The organism is Curtobacterium sp. Leaf183, assembly GCF_001424385.1.
Lineage (GTDB): Bacteria > Actinomycetota > Actinomycetes > Actinomycetales > Microbacteriaceae > Curtobacterium.
Map to the genome: position 1 here is coordinate 119,249 of NZ_LMPO01000009.1, position 14,507 is coordinate 133,755.

General features: G+C 72.1%; 15 protein-coding genes. 9 read left to right on the plus strand and 6 right to left on the minus strand.

Features of this window, described 5'->3' with window-relative positions; all coding sequences use genetic code 11:
* Positions 1-42: 42 nt before the first annotated feature.
* A complete protein-coding gene (locus ASG04_RS11385) occupies positions 43-1,017 on the minus strand; it encodes an FHA domain-containing protein (protein ID WP_056124288.1) in 975 nt (324 codons plus the stop codon).
* A 149-nt stretch (positions 1,018-1,166) separates the two neighbouring features.
* Here ASG04_RS11385 and ASG04_RS11390 point away from each other — a divergent pair, with 149 nt between their 5' ends.
* The 7 genes from ASG04_RS11390 to ASG04_RS11420 all read left to right on the plus strand — a co-directional run bounded on the left by ASG04_RS11390 (position 1,167) and on the right by ASG04_RS11420 (position 7,578).
* Positions 1,167-1,502, plus strand: a complete 336-nt coding sequence (locus ASG04_RS11390) for a WXG100 family type VII secretion target (protein WP_056124291.1) — start codon at positions 1,167-1,169, stop codon at positions 1,500-1,502.
* 16 nt (positions 1,503-1,518) lie between these two features.
* On the plus strand, positions 1,519-1,833 hold the full coding sequence (locus ASG04_RS11395) for a pore-forming ESAT-6 family protein (protein WP_056124295.1): 315 nt from the start codon (positions 1,519-1,521) through the stop codon (positions 1,831-1,833).
* A gap of 53 nt (positions 1,834-1,886) precedes the next feature.
* Positions 1,887-2,231, plus strand: a complete 345-nt coding sequence (locus tag ASG04_RS11400) for a DUF6507 family protein (protein ID WP_056124298.1) — start codon at positions 1,887-1,889, stop codon at positions 2,229-2,231.
* Entirely contained in the window at positions 2,228-4,732 is a 2,505-nt protein-coding gene (locus ASG04_RS11405; protein ID WP_056124300.1) for a DNA/RNA non-specific endonuclease, read from the plus strand. The genes ASG04_RS11400 and ASG04_RS11405 overlap by 4 nt, the downstream gene beginning before the upstream one ends.
* A 208-nt stretch (positions 4,733-4,940) precedes the next feature.
* Positions 4,941-5,609: a hypothetical protein gene (locus ASG04_RS11410; RefSeq protein WP_056124302.1), complete on the plus strand. Its 669-nt coding sequence runs from the start codon at positions 4,941-4,943 to the stop codon at positions 5,607-5,609.
* 5 nt (positions 5,610-5,614) lie between these two features.
* Positions 5,615-6,478: an SseB family protein gene (locus tag ASG04_RS11415; protein ID WP_056124304.1), complete on the plus strand. Its 864-nt coding sequence runs from the start codon at positions 5,615-5,617 to the stop codon at positions 6,476-6,478.
* Positions 6,466-7,578: a hypothetical protein gene (locus ASG04_RS11420; protein ID WP_056124307.1), complete on the plus strand. Its 1,113-nt coding sequence runs from the start codon at positions 6,466-6,468 to the stop codon at positions 7,576-7,578. The genes ASG04_RS11415 and ASG04_RS11420 overlap by 13 nt, the downstream gene beginning before the upstream one ends.
* 25 nt (positions 7,579-7,603) lie before the next feature.
* Here the strand turns inward: ASG04_RS11420 and ASG04_RS11425 are convergent, their stop codons facing one another.
* The 5 genes from ASG04_RS11425 to ASG04_RS11445 are packed head-to-tail and all read right to left on the minus strand — an operon-like array spanning position 7,604 to position 12,408.
* On the minus strand, positions 7,604-8,077 hold the full coding sequence (locus tag ASG04_RS11425; protein ID WP_056124309.1) for a hypothetical protein: 474 nt from the start codon (positions 8,075-8,077) through the stop codon (positions 7,604-7,606).
* 7 nt (positions 8,078-8,084) lie between these two features.
* On the minus strand, positions 8,085-9,656 hold the full coding sequence (locus ASG04_RS11430; RefSeq protein WP_056124312.1) for a tetratricopeptide repeat protein: 1,572 nt from the start codon (positions 9,654-9,656) through the stop codon (positions 8,085-8,087).
* The gene (locus ASG04_RS11435) at positions 9,646-10,968 is read right to left on the minus strand and encodes an ATP-binding protein (protein WP_056124314.1); all 1,323 of its coding nucleotides are present in this window, start codon (positions 10,966-10,968) and stop codon (positions 9,646-9,648) included. Before ASG04_RS11435 ends, ASG04_RS11430 begins: the two co-directional genes overlap by 11 nt.
* The gene (locus tag ASG04_RS11440) at positions 10,965-11,339 is read right to left on the minus strand and encodes a hypothetical protein (RefSeq protein ID WP_056124317.1); all 375 of its coding nucleotides are present in this window, start codon (positions 11,337-11,339) and stop codon (positions 10,965-10,967) included. The genes ASG04_RS11435 and ASG04_RS11440 overlap by 4 nt, the downstream gene beginning before the upstream one ends.
* The gene (locus tag ASG04_RS11445; RefSeq protein ID WP_056124320.1) at positions 11,329-12,408 is read right to left on the minus strand and encodes a DUF6177 family protein; all 1,080 of its coding nucleotides are present in this window, start codon (positions 12,406-12,408) and stop codon (positions 11,329-11,331) included. Before ASG04_RS11445 ends, ASG04_RS11440 begins: the two co-directional genes overlap by 11 nt.
* A 115-nt stretch (positions 12,409-12,523) precedes the next feature.
* On the opposite strand from ASG04_RS11445, the gene ASG04_RS11450 reads away from it, so the two are divergent.
* Positions 12,524-14,065, plus strand: coding sequence for an aldehyde dehydrogenase family protein (locus ASG04_RS11450; RefSeq protein WP_056124322.1), 1,542 nt, complete (start codon positions 12,524-12,526; stop codon positions 14,063-14,065).
* Positions 14,065-14,466 carry a DUF779 domain-containing protein gene (locus ASG04_RS11455; RefSeq protein ID WP_056124324.1) on the plus strand — a complete coding sequence of 134 codons (402 nt, stop codon included), beginning with the start codon at positions 14,065-14,067 and terminating at the stop codon, positions 14,464-14,466. Before ASG04_RS11450 ends, ASG04_RS11455 begins: the two co-directional genes overlap by 1 nt.
* Positions 14,467-14,507: the final 41 nt, after the last annotated feature.

Genomic DNA, 14,507 nt, shown 5'->3' on the forward strand with positions numbered 1-14,507 from the left:
GCTCGGTCGTCTCCTCGTGGTGGTGGCGACGGGGCCCGGGCATCACGCCGGTCCTCCGGCCGTCACCGTGTACTCGCGTTCGCCCAGTTCGACCCGCCACCCGGTCGCGGCGGCCGTGCGCTGCCCCGGCACGAGCGGTTGGACGGCACCCTCGGGCGAGGTGATCGTCGTGCCGTTCGTGGTGTGCAGGTCCGTCACCCAGAGCAGGTCGTCCGCCCACTCGAGCACGGCGTGGTTGCGGGACAGCGTGCGTGCGATGTCGGGCAGCGCGTGCACGGTCACGTCCGGGGTGTCCGCCTCGGGGCGGCGGCCCACGAGCACGGTACCGCGCACGACGATCGTGTCGCCCGAGGCGGGGACCAGCCGGACGTCGGCGAGCGGCACGACCTGCTGGCGCGCGCCGCGTCGGGTCTCGGTCGTCCCGTCCTGCCGTGAGCGGGCTGCGCGGCGGCCCTCGCCCGCGACGGGTGCCGACGGCACCACCGCCGGGCCCAGCTGCTGCACGTGCAGGGCCGGCAGTGCCGGGGTGAGCGGGTCTCGGCCGCGTCGCACGTCGGCGGTGATCGTGGTGTGCGGCGACCACGGGGCGAGGGTGCCGCGGATCGCCGTCGCGGCCGTCGGCGGCAGGGCGCTGAGCACGTCGACGCGGCGCAGCCGGGTGACGGCGAGTCCGAGGGTCACGCCGGTCCGGCAGACGGCGAGCAGCTGGACCAGGACGACGAGGACGGCCAGCGCGACGCCTGCGACGACGGCGCCCGCCGTGTCGGTCCGGACGAGCGACACCACCAGGACACCGGCCGGGAGGATCGTGGCCAGGCCGTCGACGACGGCCGCGGTCCGCCGTCGGAGCGGGGCTGCCGGTACCACCCCGGCCAGCAGGCCGGCACCGGTCGCGGTGGCGGCCCCGGTCGCCGCGCCCACCTGGGGTGCGCCGCACCGGGTGCAGAACCGTTCGGCGGCGGCCAGGATGCGCGAACACCGGGCACAGCTCAACGAGCCGACGAGCGCGCTCGGCATCGGTTCCTCCCCGTGGATCCGCAGGACTGCAGCGAGGAGAGGCTAGCAGTCGAGAGGAGAACGCCACGTTGCGTCTTGCACGAGTCGTTCCGATGGAGAACAATGTCGTCGTTGGTGCACGAGCGCACGACCGACTGAGGGGAACAGACGTGAAGTTCGCGATGGGGGCCGACACACTCGGCCAGCTGAGCAAGAAGACCGGCAGTGCCTCCCAGGACCTCGGGTCCCAGGTGAAGGCGCTGCTCGCCGCGGCCGAGCCGCTGCAGGGCAAGTTCAACGGTGCGGGCCGCGCGGCCTTCGACCGGTTCAAGTCCCAGTCGGACCAGGTGGCGAACGAGCTCAACGCCGCCCTCGCCGCTGTGCTGAGCGGCATCGGCGGCATGGACACCGCGTTCGGGCAGGGCGACCAGCAGATGGCCGACGACGCCACCCAGGCGTCCGGCACCGTCAACTTCGACGCTGCGCGCTTCGGCGCCGGCCACTGACACCAGGGGGAGCACCATGGCAGGCAACCAGGCAGACCGCCGCGACTACGACGTCGCCGCCTCGCAGAGCGCGCAGGACAACTTCAACCGCGTCGCCGCCCAGCTCGAGGCACTGATCGACCAGCGCGACGGAGACGTCCGCGCCGCGATGAGCGACTACCAGGCCGACGGCGTCTCCGACGAGTACCAGTCGAAGGAACTCCGCTGGAAGAACGCTGCATCCGAGGTCCGCAGCATCATTGCGACACTCCGGACCTCGCTGCAGTCGACCGACCAGACCGCGCAGCAGACCATCCAGAAGGCCAAGAGCGCCGTCGACAGCATCGGCTGACGACCCGAGCACATCGCCCGGCCGGTCGACGGCCGGGCGGACACAGGTGAGCCATGACCTACAACGTCGACCCCGCCGGGGTGAAGACCGTCCTGACCGACGTCGCGACGAAGAGCCAGCCCGTGATGGACGCGCTCGGCAAGATCGACGGTGCGGTGCAGACCGTCGCGACCGGAGCCCAGTCCGAGCTGATCAACGGAGCGCTGTCGCAGTTCTTCGACGCGATGTCCGACAACGTGACGACGATCACACGGCACGTCCCCGCGGCCATCGACGGTGCGGTCGCCGCGACGAACGCCGTCGTGCACGGCGACGAGGAGATCGCGGCCACCATGGAGACCAACGCGGGGATCGCCGCGGGCAACGGTGACCTGTCCATCCTGGGTGTCACGCCGTGAGCCTGATCGACCCGAGCAAGCTGCCAGGGGACAAGATCGACGCCGCGTCGGTGTCGACGGGGGCGTCGACCATCTCGACCCTCGGCACCACGGTGTCGACCGGTGGCGGTGACACGGTCCGCGCCTGGCAGGCGATCTCCGGCTCGTACCAGTCGGACGGCGCCGAACACCTGTACTCGGTGATGACCCCGGTCGGGACGGCGACGACGCTGCTCGGTGACGGGCTCACCGCGGTGGCGACCGCACTGTCGACCTATGCCGAGACGGTCGGCCCGATCAAGACCAAGCTCGACACGCTGCGCACCGACGCCGAGGACTTCGTCTACCGGGCGAACCACTTCCAACCGAAGGTGCAGAACTCCGACGACGGCTACGTCATCGCCTCGCAGGCCGTGAGCACGCTCGGCGTCAGCCTGATCACCGGCACCAAGGTCGAGATCACGTCGTGGGACCAGGACCCGGACATGGTCGACGAGAACAACCGGCTGATCCGCCGTGGCGCCGACCTGGCCGAGGAGTGGCTCGCCGCGCAGCAGACCTGCGCGAACGCGATCCTCGGGGCCGCGTGTCTGGCACCGTTGCCGGGCAGCCCCACCGGGACCCCGGCGCAGATCATGGCGGCGGCCGAGGCATCGATGCCGTGGGCCGGCCAGCAGGACATCGACACCCCGTGGGGCTCCACCGGTGACCGCAAGGAGTCCTGCGGCGAGAAGGCCGCCGGGTTCCCCGCGCACCTGGTCAAGGGCGTCGTGGTCGACGGTCTCGGCGGCATGGCCAAGGGCCTGAGCTCGCTGCTGACCGGGTGGGACGGCACCGGGATCCCCTGGTACGCCGAGGCGATCGCCGGCGGGATCACCGGGCGCTCCGACATGGTCGGCGACGCGTTCGACCGCGCGGGGCAGACGTTCGCCGGGTCCTGGCTCGGTCTCGGCCACCTGGCGTCGGCGTTGTCGCCGGTGGGCACCGTGGTCAACACGCTCGGCAACACGCCGCTCGGCGACTTCCTGCCGAAGGACACGCAGCAGTTCCTGTCCGACTGGGGCCACGACGACACCACCGCCCTGGCTGACACCGTCGGCGGGCTCGTCGGGCTGAAGCTCCCCGACGAGTGGTGGGAGTCGTCGTCGTGGGACGGCTACAACATCGCGCAGTCGTGGGTCGACGACCCGGGCGGGGCCGCCGGCGCGAGTGCGTTCAACATCGGCACCCTGTTCATCCCCGGCGCCGGCGAAGCGAGCGCCGGGGCTCACGCGACCGCCGCGGCTGCCGATGCCGCGGGCGACGTGGCCCGTGCGGGTGGGTTCGCGGACGACGCTGCCCGGGCTGCCCGTGGCGCCGACGGGTTCGTCGACGCTGCGAAGGGCATCACGGGGTCGGACCTGGCTGGTGTCGCGAAGGGCATCGACGCGGGCGACGTCGCGAAGGTGACCCGCGAGGGCGAGCTGCCCACGACGAGCGTCGACCTGGCCGGTGACGCCGCGAAGGTGGACGTCCCTCCGCCGCACGTGGACACCCCGGCGCCGCACAGTGACGCTCCGTCCGCGGCTGGGCCCCACGACGGAGCCCCGTCCGCGCCGCACCGTGATGCGCCGGTCTCGTCCGAGCCTCGCGCTGAGGCACCCGCGGCCGGTCGCGACACCCCGGCCGCCCCGCACCATGACGCACCGCCCACGGAGCGTGGCGACACCCCGGTTGCGGAGCGTGGCGACCCGCCCGCTCCGGATCGGGCCGACGCACCTGGTGGCGCCCGCGGTGATGCGACATCCGGCCACGGGGACTCGCCGTCACCTGCCCACGACGGAACGCCGGCGCACGACGGAGCACCGGCGCACGACGGAGCACCGGCGCACGACGGAGCACCGGCGCACGACGGAGCACCGGCGCATGACGGAGCACCGGCGACTGAGCACGGCGACACCGCACCCGCAGTGCACGGGGACGGACCCACCGACGCAACCCCGAGGACGCACGTCGGGGAGGACGGCGTCGAACGCGCCGTCCGTCAGTACGACTCGGGAAGCAAGGGCGCCTGGAACACCGACCTCTACCACAAGGCGATCGAGGCGAACACCCGCTACGAGGTCGACGGTGGCAAGTGGGTCTACGAGACCGACGAGCACGCTCGGGTCGTCCACGCCGAGGGCAACCTCGACCAGGTCGTCAAGGAACTCGAGGACCGGTCGCGCCACGGGGGGCAGCAGACGTCGGCCGGCGGCGCTGACCGCCTCGACGTCGACCACGGCGGCCACATCTTCGCGACGCTCTTCGGCGGACCCGGCGAGGGCATCAACCTGACGGCGCAGTGGAGCAAGGTGAACCTCGGCGCGTACAAGGCGCTCGAGAACCAATGGGCTGCCGCGATCGACTCGGGGAAGTCGGTCCGGGTCGAGGTGAACCTGTCCTACCCGGAAGGACTTCGTCCGTCTCGCTACGATGTGGAATACCAGATCGACGGTGGCCCTCTTCGGCAGGTCCGCTTCTCGAACAAACCGACCTCGTGAGTCGCCGAGCGACGACACAGCATCCAGGAGACATGTGACAGTCGAACAGCAGGCCCTTGAGACCCGGATCACGGCGGAAGCCGGTCGGTTGCTCGCGCAACACGATTGGGAGACTGCACGGTTCTCCATCGCGGAGATCGGTGGGGAGGGTACGTCGGTCGCGAGGTACACGCGGGCGGACGGAACACTCGGGACGCTCCGCGTCCGTATGCCCTTCACTGCCCTCTGGGACGAACTGCGCGAGGCGATGGTCGAGCCGGAGCGCGGAACGTGGTTCTCCGGCACGCTCGACCTCGATCGTGCTGCCGGTTCGGCGACCTTCTCCTACAACCGGGATGAACGCGTCTGGTTCGATCGTCTGGTGCCGGATCTCGACCCGTCGGAGGTCGACCTGACGCTGCCACTCGACGATTCGTGGATCGACGAGCTCGCCAAGCACCCTCGCTCGCCGGCGTACATCCCGGCGTGGTTGCAGGCGCTGGTCGCCGGCGACGACACCGGACAGGGCGACGGTGCGGCGCTCGAGCGCGGGGTCGCGGCCACACCGACGTGGCCGCCGGCGCTGGCGCGGCTGGCGCCGTCTCCGCGGTGGTCCACGGTGTTCAATGCGGTGTCCGAGGAGCTCGTGAGCGCACTCCGTGCGGACACTCCCGCGACGGAGCTCCTCCGCCGCGAGGTCGACGACCGGGCGCTCGAGCAGGTCGGCGAGTCCGCGACCGGACCGCTGTTGCACCGTTTCGTCAGCGACGAGTCGACCTGTGCGGCACTCGCTGCAGAGCTCGACGGCCCGAACGGCCCGGCCGGGGCGGAGGACGACGTGACGGACGCGATCACCGATCTGGTGGACTGGCAGCTCGCGCGGCGGTTCGAACGATGACCGGCATGGACAACCCGGAACTCGACGCCCGACTCGTCGGCGCCCTGACCGATCCCTCCACGCTCGGGGAGTTCGTCAACGGGTTCCTCGGCAGCCCGCTCCTCGTACCGATGCGGATGGAAGACGGCACGGCCTACCCGATCTCGATGCCACGGGCCGACGGCGCCGCGTTCGTGGTCTTCACCGGTGAACGGCACAGTCTGCGGGTTGACCTCCCCGCAGCGAACGACGTCGTCGTCCTGAACGGGGCACGGGTCGTCGATCTCGCCAACCCAGACCGCGGAGTCCTGGTCAACCCCGGTCCGCAGGAGCTGTACCTGCCGATCGCCCTCGTTACCCACGTGCACCCGCAGATCCCTGCGCAGCTCCTGGCGGCGCCCCGGGACAGCGCCGGAGACGAGACCGCATCGCAGCAGGACCCGCCCGCGGGTTCGCTCCAGGCGTTGAACCAGGTGCAGACGACACTTGCCGGCAACGCCTACCGGTGGTTGGCGCAGGGCGGGTCTTTCGACACCGCGGACTTCTTCGTCGCGTTCTGCGGCCGCGAACACACCGCACGGGGCTCCGTTGCGTCCGCAGGACAGCCGACCCCGATCGGAGTTCCGGACCCGATGGTCGACGAGTTCCAGGTTCTCCGCCGCGCCGGAGCAGACCCAGAGAAGGGGACGTGGATCGGCGCCGGACTGCACGTGACCGCCGCGGGCTCGTTCTCGTTCTCGTTCGTGTACGACGAACGACTCGACTTCGGCGCTCCGGATCCCCGCGTACCGCGGACAGATGCTCTGCCGGTACCGGACCTCGACGCGTGGCGAGCGGAGTTCGCATCGCAGGGACGAGCGCCGCAGTTCGTCCCTTCATGGGCGCGCTGAACGAGCGAGGAGCGGCCGAGCCGCTGGTTCCTGCGCCGTCCGGCCACGTGCGCGACAGCGTCGTCCCAGAGATCATCGGCCTCGCTGCCGACACGATGGAGGGTGCAATCCAGGCGTGGGCGGTCGGCGACGAGCGGACGCGGTTCGACGGCTTCCTCTGGTGTGGTGGTGCGGATGCCGGTGGGTTCCTTGCCGCTCCGGACCGTGGTCTCGCTGCAGACCGCGCGATGTCCCTCGTCGCCGACCGACTCCGGGCCGCTCGTGGATCCGGTGTCCCGACCGACGTCGCGGTCATGGACCTCGCCCTGGAGTTGGAGGCGAAGAGCGAGCCGTTCGTCACGACGATGACCGTGCTCCGGGAACGGCTCGCCGCGTCCGCACTCCCCGACCTGCCGGCGGTCGAACGGATCACGGCGGCACTGTCCGCGTGGGTGCAGCCGGACGCTGATCAGGGCGGCGCGCGGATCCGCGCGGCTGCTGACCTGGCAGCACAGGCTGGTCGCGCCGATGTCCCTGGCCGGTCGGCTGTCCTCGGCTCCGCGGCCTCGATCATCCAGGCAGTCCCGTTCGGCCTCGTCGGCGGCTGGTCCCCGGAGCGGGCGTTCACGGGATTCGGTCTGGCTTCGGTACCGGAGGGTCCGTGGCCGATCGGCATCGTGGCCGGTACTGCTCTGGCGGCGGTGCTCCGGGCCGTCAGCAACGGCGCCGACCTGCTCGCGGGGCTGCGTGTCGCCTCGGCACTTCTGCGCCGCCTTCGTCAGCGGCCAGAAGGTGCCGCAGTGGACTCTGTCGTCCGAGCTGCGGCAGCGCGGGCTCGGGACGGGTCTGACCACGGCGATGCGCTCGCAACGCTGCGCGGCACGAGCGACGCTGACACGCTGGCTGTGGCCGTCTACGTCGTCATGACCCATCCGGACGTCGGCGACGGGACCGCGGCCATCGCGTTGGCGGAACGTGCAGGCGACGACGCGGCCTGTGTCGTCCGGGTGCTGCTCGCCGCGCTGCACGGTGCTGACGTGGACACCGTGGCGCCGGCCGAGGTGACCGCCGTGTCGCAGCGACTCGCGAGCGGCGGCGCCTCCGCGGGGCGAAGCCGGTGAGGACGCACCAGCGTGGACGCTGGTCTCAGCCGACAGCGCCTGCCCGGACCGGCTCGGGTGGTTCCGGAGCGATGTCGAGCACCGTGACCTCGCCGTCCTGACCGATCACCGCCGGACCTGACCCGCCCGGAAATCCTGCACCCCGGAACACCGGCAGCGCGGTGGGGCCGCTCTGTCGGAGGAGTTCCTCGTACCAGGGGCCGTACGCCGGGTCCGCCTGGCGTGCTCGGGGATCCAGCAGCGGTTCGAGCCCGTCAGCGATCTGCTCCGCCGTCAGCGAGACGGTCGGGTCGTGGGAGAACGGCATCGCCCAGTCCTCGGAGCCGATGTGCAGGGTCATCCGAAAGGGCCTCCGGGTGGATCCGTACCCCGAGGCGATGAGCCAGCACCGCCAGTCGCCGATCGCGTACAGCTCGGGGAACACCCGCACCGAGTGCCAGCCCCGGTGGTGGAGCACCCGGACGGCCTGCAGGAACGTGCACGACGGCGTGAGGACCATCGGTCCCTCAGCCCTCGCCGGTGATCGGCGGCACGGTCGGCAGGTCGAACGAGGGGATCGAGAAGGTCGGCACCGGCACGGGTGTCACCGTGCGGTCCTGGAACCCCGGGACCGAGTACGACGACCCTGGCTCTGGGTCCGGCGCATCGGACGACCCGCGGTCCCCGGGAGCCTGGAACCCGGCGGCGCCGATCCCGACCAGCCCCGCCGTCAGCACGACCAGCGCGAACAGCCGGTAGCGGATCCCCAGGCTCCGGAAGTACCGCTGCGCGGCGAACCGTCCCGCGCGGAACGCCTCGACGAACATCGACGCGGTCACGAGCGCGAGGGGCCACGCGACGGCGGTGACCAGGCCGGCCGGGGCCGCACCGTCGAGGGACGTCGACGTCGCGATGATCCCGAGCACGCCGACCACCAGGCCGGACCAGAGCGCGAGCTCCTGCCGCAGGCTGCCGAACTGCCACGCCGTTCCCCACAGGACCCGTCCGGTCCGGTTCCGTGCCGTGCGCAGGACACGGTCGTCGCCGGGCAGGAGCGCGACCACCGACGCCAGCCCGAGCAGGGTGCCGCCGCCCGCGGCCAGGGCGGCGGGCAGCGCGTCCGGCCCGGGCAGGACCGGCGCAGCCCACCGCAGTGCCACCGCGGTGACGACCAGGGCCGTCGCCGCGAGACCGCCCCACCGCGCGAGCACCGCTCCGCGGCGCGGCAGTGTCCCCAGGTAGCTTGCGGGGAGCCGGTCCCGCCGACGGCGGTAGCGCCGCAGGAGGAACCACGACCCGACGCCGCCGAGTGCAGCAGCGAGGGTGGTCACGACGGCGCCGACCACGCCCGGCCCGGCGGCGAGCAGCACGACGGCCACGAGCGCCGGCACGAGCGCAACGGCCGCGGCGGCGCGGCGCTCCCAGGTCACGGCGGCGTCGAGCAGCTCGCGGGACTCCTCGTCGCCCGGGTTCGACACGAGCAGGTCGAGCAGCAGGTCCGGCTGGTCGGCGACCGGGGCGTACTCGGCGCGCATCGCGAGCAGCCCGGGATGCTGTGGGGCCCGCTGCAGTCCCTCGACGACGAGCTCGCGCGCGAAGTGGGTGTTGCGGTACGCCCGCTCGCAGACCGCGGCGAGGGCGTACCAGTCCGGGGACTCCGGCTCGAGCTCGATCGCCCGCTCGTACGCCTGCCGGACCTCGGGCAGTCGACGTCCCCGTGCGTCGATGCTCGCAATCGCGTGCTGCGCCCAGAGCCCCGCCACGTCGGGCGCCATCGGGACGAGTCGGCCGGTGATGACACGGGCTTCCGGACCCCGGCCGGCGGCGATCAGGACGGCGACGAGCCGCAGGTACGGCGGCAGCGTGTCCGGTGCGGCCTGGACCGCGGCGCGCGCTGCCTGTTCGGCCTGCTGCAGCTCACCGCGCGCCTGGTGGAGCGCGGCCCACTCGCTGAGCAGCTCCGGGTCGCCTGGCGCCTGGGCGAGCGCCTCGCGCAGCACCCGTTCGGCGATGTCGAGCTGCCCGAGCGCGCGGAGCGACCCCGCGCGAGCAGCAGCGGACCCGACCGCGTCGGCACCCGCGGGAGCGTCAGAGGACACGCTTCTGCTTCAGGTACGCCACCAGCTCGTCGTACCGCCCGTCCGCGTTCGCAAAGGCCGCGACGTTCTTCGCCGTGACCAGCCACGACCCGGTCGACGGCCGCACCTGGGTCAGCGCGTGTCGGACCTCGGCCATGCCGAGCGGCTGGATCTCGCCCGCGGCGACGGACTTCGCCATCGCCTGTTCCGCGGCCGAGGTCACGAGGTGCGCGAGGTCGGCGCCGGAGAAGTCCTCGGTCGCCGCGACGACCTGGCCGAGGTCGATGCCGGCGATTGGACGTCGGGCGAAGTGGTGCCGCAGGATGGCCTCGCGAGCCGGGGCGTCGGGTGGCAGCACGAGGGTCATCCGGTCGAGCCGACCGGGGCGCAGGAACGCCGGGTCGACGTCCCACGGGCTGTTCGTCGCCGCGAGCACGAACAGGCCGTCGTTCTCCGAGCCGACCGAGTCGAGTTCGAGCAGGAGCTGGTTCACCATCTGCCGCAGGCCGCTCCACCCGCTGCCGATGCTCGACCGTCGTGCGCCGAGCGCGTCGATCTCGTCCAGGAACAGCACCGAGGGTCCCCGGGTCCTGGCCGCCTGGAACACCGCGTGCAGGTTCTTCTCCGTGTTGCCCACGTACGGGTCGAGGATCTGGTCGATCCGTGCCGTCACGAAGTGCGCCCCGAGTTCGCCGGCGATCGCGCGGGCCATGAAGGTCTTGCCGCACCCGGGAGGCCCGTACAGCAGCAGCCCACCGCGCAGGGTCTTGCCGAACGCGGCGGCGATCTCCGGGTGGCGCATCGGCTCGAGGAACGACTCGCGGATGCGCTGCTTCACGTCCTCGAGTCCGCCCACGTCGTCGAGCGTGACGTCGGGTCGCTCGATCTCGATGTCGAGGGCGTGCTCGCCCTCGCCGTCGACGCGGATCTTCTCGGGCGCACCGGCCGAGTCGGCCGACTCGGCCGACTCGTCCGTCCCGGCGTCGTCCGCCGCCGGCTCGACGAACGGCGGCGGGACGCTGCGTCCCAGCTCCGCCTCGGCACGTCGCCAGTCGAATTCCTGTGCCGGCCGGGCGGGAGGCTCGGTGTCGGTGGCGTCGTCGGTGACCGGCACCGGGCCTCCCGGCCGCAGTGCGGCGGTCGCGTCGGTCAGGACCTGCAGGGCGAGCGCGTTGCCCGGGTCCTGCTGCAGGACCATCCCGGCGTGCTGGAGCGCCTCGGCGGCACGGCCGCGCTGCAGGAGCAGCTGCGCGACCTGCCCACGCAGAGCCACGTCCTCGGGTGCCGCCTGCATCGCGGCGAACAGGCTGGTGAACAGTGGGTCGTCGGTCATCGTCGCCTCGTGTCCTGGGCGGACAGCACGCCGTGCGCCCGCTCCGCGATCGCCGTCGCCAGCGCACTGCCGATCGGCTCGGTCTCGTCGTCGAGCGGGACGAACACGTCCGTCCACCACCACCCGCCGCCGTCCGCCTCGGGCGGCAGCATCGACACGTCCGGCAGCAGCCGACGGATCTCCGACGTCGAACGGACCCGGCGCGGGTGCTGCACGGTGGCGACGAGCCGACCGTCACCGTCGGTGAACCGGGCGACCAGGCCCTCGCGGACCAGGCGCATGCCGAGTCCGGGGTCGACCGCGGCAGCGGCGGGTCGGAACTCGGCGTCGCCGACCAGGACCGGCCCGAGGATGGTGAGCTCACGGGGCATGCGGGTGATCCTCCGAGGTCCGGTCTGCGCCGAGGTCGCGTCCGGTGAGCCGCTCGACGGCGTCGCGGCCGAGGTGGTCGACCACGGGGCGCAGGCGTTCCCACCCGGTGGCGTCCGGACGCGAGGGGCCGTCGCGGAACCGCAGCACCAGGGACGGCACGCGTGGACGGCCGACGCGTTCGGCGCCGAAGCGCTCCCGCATCTCGTCGACGTCGAGCCCGAGGCCCTGCACCGCGGGGGCCCCGAGCAGCATCGCGACCGGCTCCGGGTCCTGTTCGAGCACCGGGCGCACGGTCAGGTCCGCCGAGCCGACGCGGGCGAACACCATCGCGACGAGCGGCAGCGCGGTCCGGCACAGGTCGGCGAGCAGGACGGTGGCCGCGTCGTGTGCGCGTCGGACGCCGGGGGTGCCGGGCGCGCCGACGCCGACCAGGCCGGTCACGACCTCCTCGACGCCCTTGTCGGTGCGGCGCGCCGTGACCGAGCCGGCGAGCGGTGCGTCGGGGGACCCGATGACCGAGAAGCGGGCGTCGTGCGGCATGCGGGCGCGGGCTGCGGCGGTCAGCGTGTCCTTGTCCCAGGCGTCCTCGACGGGTTCGTGGGTGCCCCACCCGACCGGGGTCGAGCCCGGCCCGAGTGCGGCGAACGTCTCCCACGCCCGGCCGAGTCGGATGCCGGCATCGGCGCGGTGCCGGATGGACGCGGAGACGACGAACTGCACCTGGTCGGGCACGGGGACCGCGAGGTGGCGGGGGTCGACCGCGTCGCCGCTGCCGGGGGTCCGGAACGCGTCGGCCGCCCGGGTGAGTGCGGTCCCGGTCATGCCGTCGCGGAGCGCACCGTCCTCGGCGCGGACGACCCAGCGTCCGTCGGCGCCGTCGAGCACCTGGCGGAAGGACTCGGTGAGCCGTGCGGTGTCCGGTGTCAGGACGACGACCCGGCGGCCGTCGGCCGCGGCCCGCAGGAACAGGTCGGCACGCATCGGCGACAGTGCCACGACCGGCAGCACCGTCTCGCTCACCACGTACCCGTCGCCGGTCCCGTCCACCAGCGGGTGTTCCGTCCCCATGGCATGGACCCTACCGTCCGGACTCGCAACCGGATGCAACCTCGCGGCTCGTAGCGTCGCTCCCGAGCGCACGGACCGCGCGCTCCACCGACACCGTCGTCGAGAGGGCACCACCATGACCATCGCAGCTTCGCCGACCACCTACGCCGCACCGGGGGAGGACGGGTCCCTCGTCACCTTCCGGTCCCGCTACGACCACTACATCGGCGGGGAGTACGTGCCGCCGACCGGTGGGCAGTACTTCGAGAACCCGACACCCGTCACCGGCAGGACCTTCACCGAGGTGGCACGGGGCGACTCCACCGACGTCGACAAGGCCGTCGCCGCCGCGTGGAAGGCCTTCCCGGCGTGGGGGAGGACGAGCATCACCGAGCGCGCGAACATCCTGAACCGGATCGCCGACCGGATGGAGCAGAACACCGAGATGCTCGCCGTCGCCGAGACGTGGGAGAACGGCAAGCCGATCCGCGAGACCCTCGGCGCCGACATCCCGCTCGCGATCGACCACTTCCGGTACTTCGCCGGGGCCATCCGCGCGCAGGAGGGGTCGACGGGGGAGATCGACCACGACACCGTCGCCTACCACTTCCACGAACCGCTCGGCGTCGTCGCGCAGATCATCCCGTGGAACTTCCCGATCCTGATGGCGGTGTGGAAGCTCGCACCCGCCTTGGCCGCCGGCAACTGCGTCGTCCTGAAGCCCGCCGAGCAGACGCCGGCGTCCATCCACGTGCTCATCGACCTGATCCAGGACCTGCTCCCCGCCGGGGTCCTCAACGTCGTGAACGGCTTCGGCTTCGAGGTCGGCGCCCCGCTCGCGCAGCACCCCGACGTCCGCAAGGTGGCGTTCACGGGGGAGACCACGACCGGTCGACTGATCATGCAGTACGCGTCGCAGAACCTGATCCCGGTGACGCTCGAACTCGGCGGGAAGAGCCCGAACGTGTTCTTCGCCGACGTCGCCCAGGAGAAGGACGCCTTCTACGACAAGGCGCTCGAGGGCTTCGCCTTCTTCAACCTCAACCAGGGCGAGGTCTGCACGTGTCCGTCCCGGGCGCTCGTCGCGAAGGAGATCTACGACGGCTTCGTCGCCGACGGCCTCGACCGCGTCCGTGCCGTCAAGCAGGGGCACCCCCTCGACATGGCGACCATGATCGGCGCGCAGGCGTCCAACGACCAGCTCGAGAAGATCCTGAGCTACATCGACATCGGCAAGCAGGAGGGCGCGAAGCTCCTGACCGGCGGCGAGCGCGCCGACCTCGGCGGCGAACTGAGCGGCGGGTACTACGTCACGCCCACGGTGTTCGAGGGCGACAACGCGATGCGCATCTTCCAGGAGGAGATCTTCGGACCGGTCCTCGCGCTCACGAGCTTCAGCGGGTACGACGACGCGATCTCGATCGCGAACGACACCCTCTACGGACTCGGCGCCGGGGTCTGGAGCCGCGAGGCCACCACGCTCTACCGGGCCGGCCGTGACATCCAGGCGGGACGCGTGTGGGAGAACACGTACCACCAGTACCCGGCCGGCGCGGCGTTCGGTGGGTACAAGCAGTCCGGCGTCGGGCGCGAGAACCACAAGATGATGCTCGACCACTACCAGCAGACGAAGAACCTGCTGGTGTCGTACGCAGAAGGCCCGATGGGGTTCTTCTGATGCCGCATCCCACCGCACGTGTCGCGGTGACGCCGGCGGCGGGGGAGCTCCTGCGCTCCCTCACCGCCCGGCACGGCCCGCTCATGTTCCACCAGTCCGGCGGCTGCTGCGACGGGTCGAGCCCGATGTGCTACCCGGTCGGGATGTTCCGGACCGGGTCCGGCGACGTGCTGCTGGGGGCGCTCGACGTCACCGGCATCGAGCCCGTCGAGGTCTACATGTCCCGGTCCCAGTACGAGTACTGGAAGTACACCCACCTGACGATCGACGTCGTCGACGGCCGCGGCGGCGGGTTCTCGGTCGAGGTCCCCGAGGGCAAGCGGTTCCTCACCCGGTCCCGCATGCTCACCGACACCGAACTGGAGGGCCTGGGCCTGGTCCCGTCGAGCGCGCGGACGTAGGCTGACCGCACCTGCCGCGAGGACGCGACGGGCGGACCCGG

Excerpts from the sequence above, each read along its gene's own strand:
- ASG04_RS11395 (WP_056124295.1), top strand. The coding sequence starts at position 1,519 with ATGGCAGGCAACCAGGCAGACCGCCGCGACTACGACGTCGCCGCCTCG.
- ASG04_RS11440 (WP_056124317.1), bottom strand. The coding sequence starts at position 11,339 with ATGCCCCGTGAGCTCACCATCCTCGGGCCGGTCCTGGTCGGCGACGCC.
- ASG04_RS11420 (WP_056124307.1), top strand. The coding sequence starts at position 6,466 with ATGGGCGCGCTGAACGAGCGAGGAGCGGCCGAGCCGCTGGTTCCTGCG.
- ASG04_RS11425 (WP_056124309.1), bottom strand. The coding sequence starts at position 8,077 with ATGGTCCTCACGCCGTCGTGCACGTTCCTGCAGGCCGTCCGGGTGCTC.
- ASG04_RS11435 (WP_056124314.1), bottom strand. The coding sequence starts at position 10,968 with ATGACCGACGACCCACTGTTCACCAGCCTGTTCGCCGCGATGCAGGCG.
- ASG04_RS11385 (WP_056124288.1), bottom strand. The coding sequence starts at position 1,017 with ATGCCGAGCGCGCTCGTCGGCTCGTTGAGCTGTGCCCGGTGTTCGCGC.
- ASG04_RS11415 (WP_056124304.1), top strand. The coding sequence starts at position 5,615 with ATGGACAACCCGGAACTCGACGCCCGACTCGTCGGCGCCCTGACCGAT.
- ASG04_RS11450 (WP_056124322.1), top strand. The coding sequence starts at position 12,524 with ATGACCATCGCAGCTTCGCCGACCACCTACGCCGCACCGGGGGAGGAC.
- ASG04_RS11410 (WP_056124302.1), top strand. The coding sequence starts at position 4,941 with ATGCCCTTCACTGCCCTCTGGGACGAACTGCGCGAGGCGATGGTCGAG.
- ASG04_RS11400 (WP_056124298.1), top strand. The coding sequence starts at position 1,887 with ATGACCTACAACGTCGACCCCGCCGGGGTGAAGACCGTCCTGACCGAC.
- ASG04_RS11455 (WP_056124324.1), top strand. The coding sequence starts at position 14,065 with ATGCCGCATCCCACCGCACGTGTCGCGGTGACGCCGGCGGCGGGGGAG.
- ASG04_RS11445 (WP_056124320.1), bottom strand. The coding sequence starts at position 12,408 with ATGGGGACGGAACACCCGCTGGTGGACGGGACCGGCGACGGGTACGTG.